Genomic DNA, 16,204 nt, shown 5'->3' with positions numbered 1-16,204 from the left:
CCACCATCCCCACCCTCCGCGAACTCCAAATGCACCGCAAGGCGTAGGCGGGGCGCAGGGAAGGTGAGTTCTGGGGCCACCGCATCAAGCAAGGGTCCCCGTCGACCAAGGACCCTTCCCGAGGCGGCACCCCGAAGATCAAAATCCCAGGTGGTGCCGAGAGATCACGGACGCACGGTGACCCGGAACCCCCGCCGCAACCACTACACGTGCCGGCGGCTCTGCACGATGCGGAACCGGTTGGCCACGTAAGCCCCATCGGTCAGCGCCGAGTTGGCAGCCGCGTTCGCCCCGCTGCCATGGAAGTCGGAGAAGGCCGCCGACTGGTTCACGAAGACCCCGCCGGTGAGGTTGCCCGACAGGTGCACCCCGACCTCGATCGCGGCGGTTTCGGTGGCGTCCAGCACCGACTCGTCGGTGGAGTAGACGGCTGCGGTCAGCGCGCCCTTCTCCCCCACCGTGGCGCGCAGGATCTCCAGGCTGTGCGCGGTGGAATCGGTGGCGATGGCGAACGAGATCGGCCCGAACCACTCCCGCGAGTAGGTCGCGGTGTCGCCGGCGTCCAGCTTGACGATGGTCGGCGTACGCACGACGGCGCCGGGGAAGGCCGGGTGCTCGACGGTACGGGATTCCAGGACCGTCTCGCCGACCTTGGTGACCTCGTCCAGGCGCTCCAGCACGCCGTCGTTGACGATCGCGCCGGTCAGCTCGACGCCCCGGGCCGGGTCGGCGGTGAGCTTGCCGACCGTCGCGGCGATCCCGGCGGCCACCTCGTCGAAGCTCTTGTGCCCCTGGTCGGTGTCGATCCCGTCCCGGGGGATGAGGATGTTCTGCGAGGTGGTGCACATCTGGCCGCTGTAGAGCGTCAGGGTGAAGCCGAGGTTGCGGCACATCCCGACGAAGTCGTCGGTGGAGTCGATCACCACCGTGTTCAGCCCGGCCTTCTCCGTGTAGACGGCCGCCTGGCGGGCGTTGGCCTCCAGCCAGTCGCCGTACTCGGTGGAGCCGGTGAAGTCGACGATCTTGACGGACGGGTGCAGGGCCAGCGTCGAGGTGAGCTTCTCGGCGGGGGCCTCCGGGGCGAGCAGCACCAGGTTCGGGTCGAAGCCGGCCTCGGTGAGCACCTCGCGGGCGTAGCGCACCGTGATGGCCAGCGGCAGCACGGCGCGCGGGTGCGGCTTGACCACCACCGGGTTGCCGGTCACCAGCGAGGCGAACAGACCGGGGTACGAGTTCCAGGTCGGGAACGTGTTGCAGCCGACGACCAGGGCGACACCCCGGGGCACCACGTGGAAGGTCTTGGTCATCCGCAGCGGGTCGCCCTTGCCGGCGGCCTTCTCCCAGCCGGCCGTGCCGGGGTGTCGGGTCATCTCCGCGTACGCGTAGGCGATCGCCTCCAGCGCGCGGTCCAGCGCGTGCGCGCCACCGGCCTGGAAGGCCATCACGAACGCCTGTCCGCTGGTGAACTGCACCGCGTTGGCCAGCTCGAAAACGTTCTTGTGGAGCCGGTCGAGGATCTCCAGGCAGACACCCACCCGGGCCTGTGGGCCGGCGTCACGCCAGCCGGGCAGCCCGGCCGACCCGGCGGCGACGAGTTGGTCGGCGGTGGCGTGCGGATAGCGCACGTTCAGCTCGACGCCGAACGGGCTGGTCTCGGTGGCGACCAGGTCGCCGTCGCCCGGCTGGTCGAGCGGGAAGTCTCCGCCCAGGTACGCCTCGAAGGCGGCCTTGCCGTCGGCGGCCGCGGTCTCGCCGTACACCCGAGGGCTGGGCGATTCCGGGTAGGCGGACCAGTACCCCCGCTCCGTGATCGCGGTCAGCGCACGGTTGAGGGTCTCGGCGTGCCTGTCGTACAGGGGGTGCGGGGTGTCCGTCATGCCCGCCATCATGCAACACAAAGCCCCGCGATCAGTAGGGGCGTGTCACAACTCAGATCGTCAGCTGCCAGCTGGCCCCGGCGTTGACCGGCCGGAAGCCGAGCTGCTCGTTGATGGTGATCATGTGGTCGTTGGCCGCCGCGTTCCAGGTGTCGATCGCGCGCAACGCCGGCTCGTGCGCCAGCGCGTGCCGCAGGTTCTCGACCTTGATCAGCAGGCCGAGACGGTGACCCCGGTGCTCCGGGTCGACGATGGTGATCTCCTGGGAGGCGTACCAGGTCGCCGACGGACCCATGTCGATCATCGTCCAGGCGACCATCCGGCCGGTCGCCTCGTGCACCGCACCCAGGTGGTAGCGCCGCCGGCCACGCAACGCCCGGATCCGCTCCATCTCCCGGAACCGCTTGGCGTCCACCTTCTCCGCCTCGACGACGAGTTCGCCGGTCGGCGCGTCGGCGAACAACCGGCCCTCCAGCCGGGCGATGTCGGCGACGTACTCCTCGGCGACCGCGCCCACCCACGCCACCGTCCGGTAGCCGGCGGCGCGCGAGCGCGCCATGTCGTGCAGCGCGGCCAGGGAGGTGTGGTCGAGCCGGGTGGTGTCCAGCCGGCGACGGACATCCGGCAGCGCCGGGCGGGCGCCGGCCGCCGCCGCGAAGGCCGCACCGGGCGCCGGCGACGCCGATTCGCCGGGCAGACCGTCGGTCGTCTCGGCGATCAGCCGCTTGCGGCCGTGCTCGGCGGCCACCCGCCGGGCGTACCCGAGCAGCACGCGGCCCACCCCCTGTCGCCGGTGGGCCGGGTCGACGACCAGCTCCACGCTGGCGTTGCCGGTGTTGTCCAGTTGCGGCAACCGGATCCACAGGTATCCGACGGCGTCGCCGTCCCGCCGGGCCAGCGCGGTCAGCACGACGTTGCCGTACGGCGGGTGGGCAGCGACCCGACCGAACTCGGCGCGGTCGCCCACCGGCACGTCGGGCACGTCCACGGCCTGCGCGGCCGCGACTATCCGGTACGCCTCGTCGAGCGCGGCCTCGTCGGTGGGGTCGTACGGATCGACGGCGATATGCATGGCCCGGAGGATGCCCGCCGCCCGCCCGCCGGCGCCACCGGTTTTCCCGTCCGTCACAGCGTGAGCTGCCAGTTGCTCCACCGGTCGACCAGCCGGAAGCCGAGTTGCTCGTTGATGGCGATCATGTGGTCGTTGCTGTCCGCGTTGAAGGTGTCGATCACGCGAACGCCGGGCTCGTGGGCAAGCAGGTGCCGCAGGTTCTCGATCTTGGCCAGCAGGCCGAGTCGGTGCCCACGGTGCTCCGGGTCCACGATGGTGATCTGCTGGAACGCGTGCCAGTCCGCGGACGCGCCGACGTCCAGCAGGGTCCACGCGACCAGCCGCCCGGACGCCTCGTGCCGCACCCCGACGTGATAGCGGCGGCGGCCACGCGCGTCCAGGGCCAGCTCGGTGCCGCGCAGCCGCTCCGCGTCGACCTGCTCGGGCTCCCACGCCAGGTCGCCCATTGGCGCGTCGGCCAGCAGTCGCCCGTCGAGGTACGCGACGTCGGCGGCGAGTTCGTCCGGGGTGTGCCCACGCCAGTGCAGAACCTGGTACCCGGACGCCTTGGTCCAGGCCCCCGCCAGCAGCGAGTCCAGCCCCGCCTGGTCGAGGTCGGCGACGGTCAGCCGCCGCCGCACGTCGACCAACGCGCAGCCCGCCCCGACGGTCGCGGCGAACGCGGTGCCGGGCGACGGTTGGTCGGTCGTGCCGGGCAGGTAGGTCGGGCTCATCGCGGTCACCCGTTTGCGTCCCCGCTCGCGCAGCAGGCCGAGGGCGTGCTCGTGCAGCGCGCGGCCCACGCCCCGCCGGCGGTACGCCGGGTGCACGACCAGGTCGGCCGAGGCGTTCTCGGTGTTGTCCAACTGGGGTAGGTCGAGCACGAGGTGGCCGGCGGGCTCACCGTCGAGCCGGGCCAGCAAATTCACCGGCGCGTTGCCCGGCATCGGGTGGCGGACCATCGCCGTGAACCGCTGCCGGCAGAACGGCGGGAAGTCGGGCAGGTCCACCGCCTCGGACGCCGCACCGACCTGGTACGCCTGCTCGATCGCCGACTCGTCGGCAGGCCCGAAGGTCGTGATGGTGATGGTCATGCTCGCAGCGTGCGCCACGACAAACGAACGGGCCAGCGAATTTTCCGCTGGCCCGTTCGGACGTTGGTCGGGAGGGTCGATCGCACAACGCCTCCGGCGCTGGGTCGTAAAGACTGAAAGTCTACGGCGAAACGCCCTCCCGCACGGAGCATCTTGCGCCGTCCGGTTCCTGCCGTCAAGTCCCCGACGGCGTGTTTTCCGCACTCACTGCGAAAAGCCGGTTACCCGGCGGATCCGCCCGATCCCCCACCCGGGCGATCCACCACCCAACCCATCGCCCAGCCGAGCACCGGCCGAACGACGGGCTCAGCCGAGCAGGCCGGCGTCGCGGGCGGCCCGCAGCGACGGCCTGATCCGGTGGGTCGGGCCCACCTGACCGGCGACGGCGTCGAGCGTCTTGAGCCCCTCGCCGGTGTTGAACACCACGGTCTCGGCGGCCGGGTCCAGCCGGCCGGACTCGACCAGCTTGCGCAGGACCGCCACGGTCACCCCACCGGCGGTCTCCGCGAAAACCCCGGTGGTACGCGCCAGCAGCCGCACGCCGGCGCGGATCTCGTCGTCGTCGACGTACTCCATCCAGCCGCCGGTGCGACGTACCGCTTCGAGGGCGTACAGGCCGGCCGCCGGGTCGCCGATGTTGAGCGACTTCGCGATCCCGGTGGGCTTGACCGGGGTGATGATGTCGCTGCCCGCGTGCAGGGCGGTGGCGATCGGGTTGCAGCCGGCCGACTGCGCACCGAAGACCTTCCAGCCGCCGGCCGGCGCGTCGACCAGCCCGATCTCCACCAACTCGGTGAACGCCTTGTCAATCTTGGTGAGCAGCTCGCCGGAGGCCATCGGAATGACCACCTGGGCGGGGATCCGCCAGCCGAGTTGCTCGGCGACCTCGTAGCCGAGCGTCTTCGAGCCCTCCGCGTAGTACGGCCGGACGTTCACGTTGACGAACGCCGTGTCCTCGAACTCGTCGGTCTCCACCAGCTCGCCGCAGAGCCGGTTCACATCGTCGTACGACCCGTCGATCGCGACCAGCTCGCCGCCGTAGACCGCGGTGGTCACGACCTTGCCCTGTTCCAGGTCACTGGGGATGAAGACCACCGACGGCGCGCCCACCCGGGCCGCGTGCGCGGCGACCGAGTTGGCCAGGTTGCCGGTGGAGGCGCAGGCGTACCGGGTGAAGCCCAGCGCCCGGGCCGCGCTCAGCGCCACCGACACCACCCGGTCCTTGAACGAGTGGGTGGGGTTGGCGCTGTCGTCCTTGACCCAGAGCGGGGCGGTGATGCCCAGCTCGGCGGCGAGCCGGTCGGCGGCCACCAGTGGGGTGAATCCGGGATTCAGGGTGACCCGGGTGGCCGGGTCCTGGCCGGCGGGCAGCAGGCCGGCGTACCGCCAGAGGTTGCGGGGGCCCGCCTCGATCTGCTCGCGGGTGACGGTGGCCAGGGCGGCCGGGTCGTAGTCGACCTCCAACGGACCGAAACACTCGTAACAGGCGTGTTGGGCGGCGAGCGGGTAGCGGGCCGAACAGGCGCGGCAGACCAGTGCGCGGGCGGGGCTGGCGGTGGTGTCGATACCGGAAGGGGCGAGCGTCGACGACATGTCGAGGTCCTCTCATCTTTCCCCGCATCGCACCCTGCGGCGGGGACGGAATTGGCACCTGCCCCGCCGGACGCTCAACGATGGGCGCGGGGGGTGGTTGCCGGGGCGTCGTCGGGCCGTATCCCTCAGCCCCTCTGGATGAGGTATGCAGTTGTGCCGTCGAGTCTAGGCAATCCCGCCCCGCTCGTCCCCAATCGATCTCAGCCTGTGAGCGATCCCTCAAGCCACCCTCGCGGGACGAGGTCGCACTCGATCCCGGATCGAGTGGCATCGGCGTCGCCGGAAGGCGACTCGATCCAGGATTGAGCACGATCATGGCCTGCCCCGTGGGGCCGGCGGGGTCAGGCCGGCACGGACCGGCGCTCGGCTGCTTCGAGGTCGACCGCTGCGGTGCCGCGCTGCCGCAGCAGGGTGTCCAGCGCCCAGGTGCCCGGGCCGAGCACCGCGACCAGGAGGAACGACCAGCAGAACAGCACGGCCAACTCGCCGTGGTTGCGCAGCGGCAGCAGCGCCTCGGGCTGATGGACCACGAAGTACGCGTAGGCCATCGAGCCCGACGCCAGCAGTGCGGTGGGGCGGGTGAAGATGCCGACGAGGACCAGGGCACCGCAGATCGCCTGGATCAGCGCAGCCCACCAGCCCGGCCACTGCCCGAGTGGCACGGGGTCACCGCTGCCGCGGTTGCCGCCGAAGACACCGAACAGCGACGCCAGGCCGTGGCAGAGAAACAGCAGGCCGATCACCATGCGGAACAGGGATAAGGCCGGCCCGCCGAACCGGTCAGTACGCATTCCGATACCTCCGTTACCAGATGGACGTTGCCATCAGAATGCGCTGCGTTATCGATGATTGTCGATTGATTCTCCCACTGTGGGAACGCTCCCAAACCACTCTACCGGCTGAAACTTCCGGAAGCGCCGACCCGCGCGGAACGGCCGACGAACTGGCACCTCCGGAAATGGCTGTTGGGGCCGTGCGCCTGCGGTCAGTGCGATGATGCCCGGATGCCAGAGGCAACAACTGCGCGCCGCAGCACGATGCGGGCCGCGGTCGCCCCGACCGGGACCAGGCTGGGCAAGAATCATCGGCGACTCGTGGTCACGCTCGCCGGGATCGCGCTGCTCGCCGGCTGCGCACCGGTCGACGCACCCGACGGCTCGGCGGACGGGCCCTACGCCCCGCTGGCGCCCGCTCGGCCGCCCAACACACCCGACGCCCTGCCGTCGTCGGCGGCGGCTGACCCGCCGACCACCTGCCCCGAATCCGGCGTCCGGATCACCTATCTCGGCGTCAGCGCCGCCATGGGGTTGCGGGCGATGGGCGTGGAACTCGTCAACTGCGGTACCCGTCCCTACCGGCTGCACGGGTACCCGGCGCCGCAGCTTCGGGACAACGACGGGGACCCGATCCCGGTCCGGGTGATCCGTGGGGCGAAGGGAATCACCTCGGGCTTCGACGACCCGCCCCGGCCGCTGGTGCTGGCCCCCGGCGAGGCGGCCGGAGCCGCCCTGCTCTGGCGCAACCTGGTCGACAACCCGACCGTCGTCGCGACGAACGCCGAACATCTGGAGATCGCCCCGCTTGCGGGTAGACCCGCGCAGGAGGTCGCCATCGAGGGACGGATCGACCTGGGCAACACCGACCGGATCGGGGTCAGTGCCTGGCGCAGCCGGGTGCCGACGGCGCCCACGCCGACACCCGCGACACCGTCCACCTCCCCGCTCCCGCTGCTCTGAGCCGAGCCGGCCGGCGTCAGCTGGTGATGTCCTTGCGGGTGAAGCGCCAGAAGGCCAGCCCCCAGAAGAGGGTGGCGTAGCAGATCGCCGAGACGGCACCCCGGACGAGATCGTCGGTCTGTACCGGCGTGGAGAGCAACCCGAGCCAGGCCGTGCTGTAGTGGGTCGGCAGGAACGACCGGATCGCGCCGAGCGCGGTGATCTGGTCCAGGATGCTGGACAGGATCCACAGCAGCACCGCGCCGCCGACCGCGCCGAGCGCCGCGTCCGTGATCACCGAGAGCAGGAACGCCAGGCCGGCGACCACCAGCAGGACGACCGCCAGGTAGCCGAGCACCATGAGCAGGCGCAGCAGCCCCTCGCCCGGCTCCAGCTGGGCGGCGACCGTGCTGCGCAGCGGCGACCAGCCGTATCGCAGGGTCCCGATCACCAGCGCCGTGCCGGCGAGCAGCACCAGGGCCAACGCCGAGTAGGTGAGCGCGACCAGCAGCTTCACCGCGAGCAACCGGGCCCGGGGCACCGGCACCGCCAGCAGGTAACGCAGGCTGCCCCAGCTCGCCTCGCTGGCCACCGTGTCGCCGCAGAACAACGCCACCACCACGACCAGCAGGAACGACGCCGAGACGAAGATCGTGAACAGGGTGAAGTTCAGCCCACCCGAGGTGGCGAACGAGACGAGGCTGCCGAACTCGCCCCGTCCGTTGTCGTCGTCGCCCGATTCGAACTGGAAGGCGATCAGGATGATCAGCGGCAGCAGCACCATGAAGCCGAGCGCCAGCTGGGTACGCCGCCGCGACGCCTGCCGGCGGAACTCCGCGACGAACGGCAGCGTCTTCGACGGCCGATAACCGGCCGCCGCCCCCGACGGTGCCACGCCGGCCGCACTCCGCGTCGGCTCGACAGTCGATCCCGCCATCACCGGTCCCCGCTTCCCCGAGAGTTCTCGCCCACCAGGGCGAGGAAGGCGTCCTCCAGGCGGCGCCGGGGCACCACCCGGTCCACTCCGATCCCGGCCCGGACCAGCTCGGCGACGACCTCGCTGCGGGCCGTGCCGTTGGTGTCGACCACCAGATTCCCGTCGGAGTCGTCCAGCACCCGGACACCGCCGAGACCGTCGAGCACGGTCCGGGCCGCCGCCGGGTCGGTCACCTCGAACAGCACGCTGGGCGACTCGCCGACGATGTCCTCGACCGGCCCGGAGGCGACGATCCGCCCCTTGTTGACCACCACCGCGTGGGTGCAGGTCTGCTCCACCTCGGCGAGCAGGTGACTGGAGACCAGCACCGCCCGGCCGCCGGTGGCGTACCGCTGGAGCACCCGGCGCATCTCGGCGATCTGTGGCGGGTCCAGCCCGTCGGTCGGTTCGTCGAGCACCAGCAGCTCCGGCAGGCCGAGCATGGCCTGGGCGATGGCCAACCGCTGCTTCATGCCGTGGCTGTACTTGCGCACCCGCCGGTGCACCGAGGAACCCAGCCCGGCGATCTCCAGCGCCTGCTCGAAATGGGCGTCGGCCGCCGGCCGCCCGGTCGCCCGCCAGTACGCCTTGAGGTTCTCCAACCCGGACAGGTGCGGCAGGAAACCGGGGCCTTCGACCAGCGCGCCGATCCGCGACAGCACGGGCGAGCCCGGCACCAGCCGGTGCCCGAAGACGTAGATCTCCCCAGCGGTCGGCTGGGTCAGCCCCATCAGCACCCGCAGGGTGGTGGTCTTGCCGGCGCCGTTGGGCCCGAGCAGACCGACCACCTGACCGGGGTGCACCTCGAAGTCCACCTCGGAGACCGCGACGAAGCCGTCGGCGTACTCCTTGCGCAGCTGGCGCACGGCCAACGGGGTGTCCGCGTACTCCGGGTGGACCGAGGTGTCCTGGCGGCGGTGCCGCAGGCGCAGCACGGCGACCAGCACGACGAGCCCGACCACGATCGCGGCGAGCAGCCCGACCAGCACCCAGCGCCAGAGCGCCGCCTCGGTCGGGATGGGCTCCCCGCTGACCGTCGGCAGGCTCACCGGCGCATCCCCGAGCGCCACCGTGTAGACGGTCGGTTCGATCGGGGTGCTGTACGCCTGGTCCGAGGTGGCGACGACCAGCCGAAGCCGGTGGCCGGCCTCGACCCGGTGGACGATCGCCGGCAGGGTGACGGTGACCGGCTGGGCGGCGTCGATGCTCGACGGTAGGCCGGTCAGCCGGATCGGGGCGATCAGTCCGCTGGGGAGGGTGGCCGCCCCCTCCGGGTTGACGTCGTAGAGCTTGGCGAAGAGGACCGCCTCACCGCTGGCCGAGGCGGCGCGGATCTGCACGGTGGGCGACCCGACGATGTCGACGGCCTCGGCCACGGGCTCGGACTCGAACCGGGCGTGCTGCCCGGGTATGTCCCCGGCCACGCCGCCGAGCAGAGAACTCAGCGAGCCGGCGAACGGCACCGAGGAGATGGCGGCCGGATTCCGACCCGGCGGGTTGGCCACCCGTTGGGTCGGCCCAGCCACCGCCACGTCCCGCCGGGACTCCCCGTTCAGGCCGGGGTAGTCGGCCGTGCGGTACCCGGTCGCCACCAGCCCACGGTCCATCGCGTCGAACCCGGCGATCCGGGAGAAGGTGAAGGTGTTGCCCGGGGCTCCCCCGCTCCCCGCGACGTAGTGGTCGAGCCACTGCGCGGTGAGGAACTTCACCCGGTCGGAGTCGGTACGCGGCCCCTCACCGCCGTCGTGCCCGCCGGTGAACCAGGCCACCCGGACCGGAGTGCCACCCGCGGCGATGCCCCGGGCGTTGGCGTCGGCCTCGCCGAGCGGGAATAGGGTGTCCGCCGCGCCCTGCACCAGCAGGGTGGGCGCCTTGATCCGGTCCAGCGCCCCGGCCGGGCTGGAGCGGCGCAGCAGGTCGACGGCGGCCTGATCGGCCCGGCCGGTGGCGGCGATGCGCAGGTACGTGGCGCAGACATCGGCGGCGAACCGGCCACAGGAGGGATCGGCGGCGCCGCCATTGGTCGGTGCGCCGGGGGCGGTGCCCGGTCCGGTGCCCGGTGCGGGGCTCGGCGGACCGGCGGAGGCGGGCGCTCCCTCCGACGCCTCGGCGGTGCTGCCGGAGATCCCGGCCGGACCGGAGCCGGTGTTTCCGCCACCGCCGAAGAAGATGCCGGCCCAGCCGGACTTGAACACTCCCTCGGTCGGTGCCGCGCCGGTGCTCTCCGGCAGGAAGGCGCGGGACAGGTCGTTCCAGGTGATCAGGGGAACGATCGCGTCCACCCGTTGGTCCTGCGCGGCGAGCAGCAGCGCCAGGGCACCGCCGTAGGAGCCGCCGACCACGCCGACCCGTGGGTCACCCGCCGCGTCGGTCCGGATCTCCGGGCGGTCCGCCAGCCAGTCCAGCAGCCGCTGGGCATCGCGTACCTCGAAGTCGGGGTGGTCCAGATGGATCTGCCCGCCGCTGCGGCCGAAGCCCCGGGCGGTCCAGGTCAGTACGGCGTACCCGCGATCGGCCAGGTCCTCGGCGTCGGTCCGGACGGAGTTCTTGGTGCCGCCGAAGCCGTGGGCGAGCAGCACCGCGGGAACCTTCCGGTCGGCGGACGCGTCACGCGGGAGGTACAGCGTGGTGTCCAGGTCGACCGGCTCGTCGCCGGCCGGACCGGACCGGACGGTGAGCATCGCGGACTCGGCGCGGAAGCCTGGTCGGTCCGGCCAGACCGCCCAGACCACGACCGCCGCCAGCAGGGCGACGGCCACCGATGCGGCGACGGCCCGGCGGCCGGTGGGCAGGACACGACGGATCCGCGCGGCCGGGAACGGCGATCTCATTCGGCACACGGTACGGCCCGGAACCTGAGTACTAGCTGAGATCCGCCGTACGTCCGTTCTGAGCAGCCGATCGTCATCCGCAAGAGGTCGACCGCACAACTCCCACCGAGCGAACCTTGGCACGACTTCGCATCATGGAAATTCATGCCTTTCATCGGATTCCGCATCCAAGCATGTCTTTATTCTCCGGCAAAAACACACACCGTGACCGCCGGGCGGGTTCTGCGTGACATCGCTCGAAGTGACGCAAACCTGACCGACGCAGACCAGTTCCAGGTCGTTCCGGTTCGATTAGTTTTCCGGTCCGGCGCACGGGACCGGCTCGTCGGTGCCGTCCCCCGAAGCTGCGCCCCCGCCGGAGGAGACCACCATGACCGTCCCCGCTCCGCGGGTCCGTCGCCGGCCCCGGACATCGGGCCGCCTGTTGCCGCTGCTGATCGCCACCGTGCTGCTGTTGCCGGTGGCGTTCTTCGTCGTGCAGGCCCAGCAGCTCGTCGACACCGACCGCAAGGTAGTCGAACGGGAACGGTTGGGCGTCCAGTATCTCCGCGCCCTCGGTCCGGTCACCGAGGCACTGGTGGATGCGCAGAGCGCCGCCGTCACCCGCCAGCCACTGCCCCGGGACGCGCTGAATCGGGCGGTGGAGCAGGTCACGGCGGTGGACGTCCGGATCGGCGGCGAGTTGAGCACCAGCGAGCGGTGGGCCGGGCTGCGCGCGAAACTGGAGGCGTTGCCCGACCGGTCGCTGGCCGACCCGGAGGCCGCCTTCGCCGCGTACGGGGAGGTCACCGACCTGCTGCTGGCCCTGCACGGCAAGGTACGGGAGACCTCGGGCCTGATCCGCGACTCCGGTGCCGCCTCGTACTTCCTCCAGGACGGCGTCGGGGAGGAGATGCCGGAGGCGATGGTCGCTGCCGGACGGCTCACCGACCTGGCCGTGCTGATCGAGCAGCGGCCCGCCGCCGACCGGGTCCGCTCCCTGAGCGAGCTGGGCACCCTCCGGTTCGCCGCTCTCCAACCGGCCAACGACCTGGTGAACAACCTGCGAGCGGTGGTCGACAGCACGGAGAGCGCCGACCTGGGCGCGAGCGTGCTCACCCCCTTCGACGCCTATCAGCGGGCGGTCGAGGCGATGGCCATCCACTCCCAGCTGACCGACCGGACGGGCACGGTGGACATCACCCGGCTCTCCGCCGCCCGGGCCGAGGCGCAACGCACCGCCAAGCAGCTCCAGCCGGTGCTCCTCGACGAGATCGACCGGCTGCTGGTGGAGCGGATCGACCAGATGGACCGGAACACCCGGTGGATCCTCGGCGCGGGCGGCCTCGCCGGGCTGCTCCTGATCGTCCTCGCGGCAAGCGGCTGGGTGTCGCGTCCGCGGGACACCGCCACCGGCCGGGAGTCATCCGACTCCAGCAGCGGCACCGGCAGCGACCTCGTCGGGTCGGATCGGGCCGACGGAGCCACCGGGCGGCGGTGGGAGCCGGTGGCAGTTCGCCCGGCGAGCGAGCAGCCGCCGGGGCTCCAGCCGGTCGGGCCGGGCCGCGAACCAGAGCGGTGGAGGCCCTTCGATGCTGCTCGGTAGGCTCCGGATCCGCGGCAAGCTCGCCCTGCTGGTGATGATTCCCCTGCTCGGCATGCTGGGGCTGACCATCCCGGTGTGCTGGGAGCGGGCCGGGGTGGCACAGCAGGCCGGCGACATCGCCAGCACCGTCAAGGTGGCCAGCCGGGTCGGCACCCTGCTCCAACACCTCCAGCGGGAACGCATGCTCGCCATCGGTCTGCTCCTCGGGCAGGCCGAGCGCAGCGATCTGGTGCAGGAGATCGCGGAGGTGGACGATCGGGTCGTCGACCTGCGCGGCGAACTCGGCGATGAGTTGCCGACCGAGGTGGACCGGGCCCTCGACGGCGTCAGGCAGCTGGCCGAGGTCCGGGCGGCGGCGTTGACCGGACAGGCCGACCCCCAACAGATCATCGGTGGGTACGGGCCGGTGCACCTGACTTTGATCAACTCGTTGCGCCTGCCCTACGCCGTGGACACTCGGACGCCGGCCGGTCGGCAGGTGCTCGCCCTGGACCGCATCCTGCGCAAGAGCGAGGGGCTCAGCACCGGCGGCGCGATGATCGTGCTGGTCGCGGCCGACCCGAGCCCGCAGATCGCCGCCGCCTACGTGGCCAACATGGCCACCCTCCAGGCGGAGAGCGAACAGGTACTCGGCCTGCTCACCCCCGAGCAGTTGGACCTGATGACCGTCGAGCAGACCGCGGTGGCCACCCGGACCAGCCCGGAGTTCCTCGAACAGAGCGCCCTCGACCCGGTGGCCGCGGTCTCCCAGATGACCGTGGAGACCCTCTTCCCGACCGTGTTCTCACTGATCACGCTGGGCCAGTTCGTGGAGAAGAAGCTGGTCACCGACGTCACCGCCGAGGTGCGCGCCCAGCGACAGCAGGCGCTCTTCGCGGCGTACTGGGTGACCGCCCTGGTCACGCTGATCCTGATCGTCGTCGTCCTGCTCGCCCTGGCCATCGGCCGGACGGTGGCCCGGCCGTTGACCCGGCTCACCCGCTCCGCCGACCGGGTCGCCCGGGTTGCCGAATCCGAGCTGGTCCGGGTCGGTGACGACGAGGTGGACAACGCCCAGCCGATCCGCCTCGACCCGGTCGACGTACGCGCCCGGGACGAGATCGGCGACCTGGCCCGGGCCTTCGAACGGGTGCAGAGCACGGCCGCCCGGCTGGTGGAACGGCAGGTGGCGAGCCGACGCAACGTGGCCCAGATGTTCGGTCATGTCGGTCGGCGTACCCAGAATCTGGTCGGTCGGCAGATCGCCCTGATCGACCGGTTGGAGCAGCAGGAGACCGAGCCCGGACGGCTGGAGAACCTGTACCGGCTCGACCACATCTCCAGCCGGCTGCGGCGTAACGCGGGCAATCTCGTGGTGCTCTCCGGGGCGGCGGGCGACGACACGCACGTCGCACCGGTTTCGCTGGCCGACGTGGTCCGGCTGGCCCTGGGTGAGATCGAGGACTACACCCGGGTGGATGTACCGGTCCCGACCGGGGTCGCGGCCGCACCGGCGATCATCGGCGACCTGGTGTTGGCGTTGGCCGAACTGATGGAGAACGCCACCGTCTTCTCCCCGCCGCACACCCGGGTGGTGGTCGGCGGCGAGCTCACCGACGACGGCGCGTGCCTGACCGTGGTGGATCACGGGATCGGGATGACCGAGGCACGGCTGGCCGATGAGAACGCCCGGCTCACCCGCCGGGAGCGGCTGGACCTCGCCCCGACCGAGGTGCTCGGACTCTTCGTGGTGGGCCGGCTGGCCCGCCGGCACGGCTGGACGGTCTCCCTGCGGGCCACCCCGGGCGGTGGCGTCACCGCCACCCTGCTGGTCCCCCGGTCGTCGCTGATGGTCGGGGCACCCGAGCAGGATCGGCCGGAACTCGACGCCACACCCCAGCCCGGGCACGCGCTGGCGGTGGCCAACGGCGTCGACCGGCGACCGGGCGACATGGTGCTGCCCGGATTCGACCAGGCGTTGCTGACCCGGGCGACCGCGAGCATGGAACTCGCCGAGTCCTGGGACGCCTTCGCCACGAGCCCGGGCATCAGCCCGCCGGCTTCACTGCCCGGAATCCGCCAGCGGGTGCCGGGGGCCAGCCTGCCGGCGACCGCACCGGGGGTGGGTCCGGTGGACGCCACCAGCGCCGACCCGACCGCCGCGCGCGCCCTCGTCGAGGACTTCCAGTCGGGGGTACGCCGGGCCGAGCAGAGCCAGGCGCAAGCCCTCCCGCAGCCGGTCGAGCCGGCGCCGTCCGGCACCCCGGCACGGCTGACCCGGCGGGTACCGGGCGCGAACCTGATCGTTCCGCCACTCCGGCAACCGCTCACCCAGCACCCCGGCGATCCGGCCGAGGTCCGCGATCTCATCACCGCGTTCGAGACCGGCGTCGCCCGGGCTCTGCGCGATGTCCGTCCCGACCGCAGCGACGAAGAAGGAACGCCACGGTGACCAGCCCGCACGTACACGAGAACCTCGACCGCCAGGGCCATCCGGCCGATGACCTCAGCCCCGAGGCCCGTACCTTCAACTGGCTGCTGGACAGCTTCACCTCGGGCACGGCGGGGGTGCTGGAGGCGATCGCCGTGTCGTCGGACGGGCTGCTGATGGCCATGTCGGCGATCAAGGACCGGTCCAACGCGGAGCGCCTCGCCGCGGTGGTGTCCGGCATGACCAGCCTGGCTGGCGGTGCCGCCAGCTGGTACGCGCTGGGCGGGCTCAACCGGGTCGTGGTCGACATGGCCGAGGGATACCTGCTGATCAGTGCGATCAGCAGCGGCTCGGTGCTCGGCGTGGTCGCCGACCGGTCGGCCAACCTGGGCACCGTCGCCTACGAGATGACCCTCTTCGCCGGTCGGGCCGGTAGTGCGCTCACGCCGCGTCTGATCGCCGAACTCAAGAACTCCGTACAGCAGTGAGCCCCGACGCCGCCGGTGCAGACCAGGAGCCGGTGGTCCGGATCCGGCCCTACCTGCGCGAGCCCTCCCCGGCCGGCGACGCCGGCGGCGCAGGCGCACCGGCGGCGCTCGGAACGGAACCCGAGGCGACCGGGCCGACCGGACCGCGCCCGTTCGTGCTCACGGCCGGCCGGGTGGACGGCGCCGACCCGACGATCGGCCTGGAGACCCAGGTGACCGCCCGGCCGACCATCGATCCGTGGAACGTCACGGCCGCCCAGCTGGGTCCGGAACTACAGGCGATCGTGGCGCTCTGCGGTGAACCGATCTCGGTCGCCGAGATCTCCGCCAAGACCAGGTTGCACTTCGGCGTCACCCGGGTCCTGGTGGGCGACCTGCGGGCCGCCGGGCATCTGGACGTACACGTCACCGACGCCGACGATGCCCTCGCCCCCGACGTCATCCTGCGAGTGATTGATGGACTCCGTGCAATCTCCTGACTGGCCGGTCGCCCCACAGGGCACGCTCGCCGGCAACAGCGCCGCAGCCCGCTACGGGGGGTCGGCACCGGCACCGACCCCGCCGCCCGTGGGTCGGGCCACCCC

The 16,204-nt window shown here is 71.7% G+C and carries 12 protein-coding genes and 1 riboswitch; of the genes, 5 read left to right on the top strand and 7 right to left on the bottom strand.

The window, feature by feature from the left end; translation table 11 throughout:
* Positions 1 to 203: 203 nt before the first annotated feature.
* The 5 genes from paaN to C1I95_RS22990 form a co-directional block, all read right to left on the bottom strand.
* On the bottom strand, positions 204 to 1,877 hold the full coding sequence (paaN, locus tag C1I95_RS23010; protein ID WP_199523867.1) for a phenylacetic acid degradation protein PaaN: 1,674 nt from the start codon (positions 1,875 to 1,877) through the stop codon (positions 204 to 206).
* 52 nt (positions 1,878 to 1,929) lie between these two features.
* The gene (locus tag C1I95_RS23005; RefSeq protein ID WP_111216531.1) at positions 1,930 to 2,949 is read right to left on the bottom strand and encodes a GNAT family N-acetyltransferase; all 1,020 of its coding nucleotides are present in this window, start codon (positions 2,947 to 2,949) and stop codon (positions 1,930 to 1,932) included.
* Positions 2,950 to 3,002: 53 nt separating this feature from the next.
* Positions 3,003 to 4,022, bottom strand: coding sequence for a GNAT family N-acetyltransferase (locus C1I95_RS23000; protein WP_111216527.1), 1,020 nt, complete (start codon positions 4,020 to 4,022; stop codon positions 3,003 to 3,005).
* 306 nt (positions 4,023 to 4,328) lie between these two features.
* On the bottom strand, positions 4,329 to 5,615 hold the full coding sequence (thrC, locus tag C1I95_RS22995; protein ID WP_111216525.1) for a threonine synthase: 1,287 nt from the start codon (positions 5,613 to 5,615) through the stop codon (positions 4,329 to 4,331).
* A 9-nt stretch (positions 5,616 to 5,624) separates the two neighbouring features.
* Positions 5,625 to 5,760: riboswitch (SAM riboswitch) on the bottom strand.
* A gap of 196 nt (positions 5,761 to 5,956) precedes the next feature.
* Positions 5,957 to 6,406 carry a DoxX family protein gene (locus C1I95_RS22990; RefSeq protein ID WP_111216523.1) on the bottom strand — a complete coding sequence of 150 codons (450 nt, stop codon included), beginning with the start codon at positions 6,404 to 6,406 and terminating at the stop codon, positions 5,957 to 5,959.
* A 213-nt stretch (positions 6,407 to 6,619) separates the two neighbouring features.
* Here C1I95_RS22990 and C1I95_RS22985 point away from each other — a divergent pair, with 213 nt between their 5' ends.
* Positions 6,620 to 7,351, top strand: a complete 732-nt coding sequence (locus C1I95_RS22985) for a DUF4232 domain-containing protein (protein WP_233513823.1) — start codon at positions 6,620 to 6,622, stop codon at positions 7,349 to 7,351.
* A 16-nt stretch (positions 7,352 to 7,367) separates the two neighbouring features.
* On the opposite strand, the gene C1I95_RS22980 is transcribed toward C1I95_RS22985, so the two are convergent.
* Together C1I95_RS22980 and C1I95_RS22975 are read right to left on the bottom strand one after the other, a co-directional pair.
* Positions 7,368 to 8,267: an ABC transporter permease gene (locus C1I95_RS22980; RefSeq protein ID WP_111216519.1), complete on the bottom strand. Its 900-nt coding sequence runs from the start codon at positions 8,265 to 8,267 to the stop codon at positions 7,368 to 7,370.
* Entirely contained in the window at positions 8,267 to 11,137 is a 2,871-nt protein-coding gene (locus C1I95_RS22975) for an alpha/beta fold hydrolase (RefSeq protein ID WP_111216517.1), read from the bottom strand. The genes C1I95_RS22980 and C1I95_RS22975 overlap by 1 nt, the downstream gene beginning before the upstream one ends.
* Positions 11,138 to 11,507: 370 nt before the next feature.
* On the opposite strand from C1I95_RS22975, the gene C1I95_RS22970 reads away from it, so the two are divergent.
* From C1I95_RS22970 to C1I95_RS22955, 4 genes are read left to right on the top strand one after another with little or no spacing between them, the layout of a single operon-like run.
* Complete coding sequence (locus C1I95_RS22970) at positions 11,508 to 12,722, top strand: hypothetical protein (RefSeq protein WP_111216515.1); 1,215 nt, start codon at positions 11,508 to 11,510, stop codon at positions 12,720 to 12,722.
* The gene (locus C1I95_RS22965) at positions 12,709 to 15,153 is read left to right on the top strand and encodes a sensor histidine kinase (RefSeq protein WP_111216513.1); all 2,445 of its coding nucleotides are present in this window, start codon (positions 12,709 to 12,711) and stop codon (positions 15,151 to 15,153) included. Before C1I95_RS22970 ends, C1I95_RS22965 begins: the two co-directional genes overlap by 14 nt.
* Positions 15,150 to 15,620 (top strand): roadblock/LC7 domain-containing protein, encoded by a 471-nt coding sequence (locus C1I95_RS22960; RefSeq protein WP_111216511.1) that lies wholly within the window; start codon positions 15,150 to 15,152, stop codon positions 15,618 to 15,620. The genes C1I95_RS22965 and C1I95_RS22960 overlap by 4 nt, the downstream gene beginning before the upstream one ends.
* Positions 15,617 to 16,099, top strand: coding sequence for a DUF742 domain-containing protein (locus C1I95_RS22955; protein WP_111216509.1), 483 nt, complete (start codon positions 15,617 to 15,619; stop codon positions 16,097 to 16,099). Before C1I95_RS22960 ends, C1I95_RS22955 begins: the two co-directional genes overlap by 4 nt.
* Positions 16,100 to 16,204 lie beyond the last annotated feature (105 nt).

This window comes from Micromonospora craterilacus (assembly GCF_003236315.1).
GTDB lineage: Bacteria > Actinomycetota > Actinomycetes > Mycobacteriales > Micromonosporaceae > Micromonospora > Micromonospora craterilacus.
Note: the sequence above shows the minus strand (reverse complement) of the source record. Positions and strands in the feature narration are given on the sequence as shown.

Bases quoted from the DNA above. Each gene is read 5' to 3' on its own strand.
- paaN (WP_199523867.1), bottom strand. From the start codon at position 1,877: ATGACGGACACCCCGCACCCCCTGTACGACAGGCACGCCGAGACCCTC.
- C1I95_RS23005 (WP_111216531.1), bottom strand. From the start codon at position 2,949: ATGCATATCGCCGTCGATCCGTACGACCCCACCGACGAGGCCGCGCTC.
- C1I95_RS23000 (WP_111216527.1), bottom strand. From the start codon at position 4,022: ATGACCATCACCATCACGACCTTCGGGCCTGCCGACGAGTCGGCGATC.
- thrC (WP_111216525.1), bottom strand. From the start codon at position 5,615: ATGTCGTCGACGCTCGCCCCTTCCGGTATCGACACCACCGCCAGCCCC.
- C1I95_RS22990 (WP_111216523.1), bottom strand. From the start codon at position 6,406: ATGCGTACTGACCGGTTCGGCGGGCCGGCCTTATCCCTGTTCCGCATG.
- C1I95_RS22985 (WP_233513823.1), top strand. From the start codon at position 6,620: ATGCCAGAGGCAACAACTGCGCGCCGCAGCACGATGCGGGCCGCGGTC.
- C1I95_RS22980 (WP_111216519.1), bottom strand. From the start codon at position 8,267: ATGGCGGGATCGACTGTCGAGCCGACGCGGAGTGCGGCCGGCGTGGCA.
- C1I95_RS22975 (WP_111216517.1), bottom strand. From the start codon at position 11,137: ATGAGATCGCCGTTCCCGGCCGCGCGGATCCGTCGTGTCCTGCCCACC.
- C1I95_RS22970 (WP_111216515.1), top strand. From the start codon at position 11,508: ATGACCGTCCCCGCTCCGCGGGTCCGTCGCCGGCCCCGGACATCGGGC.
- C1I95_RS22965 (WP_111216513.1), top strand. From the start codon at position 12,709: ATGCTGCTCGGTAGGCTCCGGATCCGCGGCAAGCTCGCCCTGCTGGTG.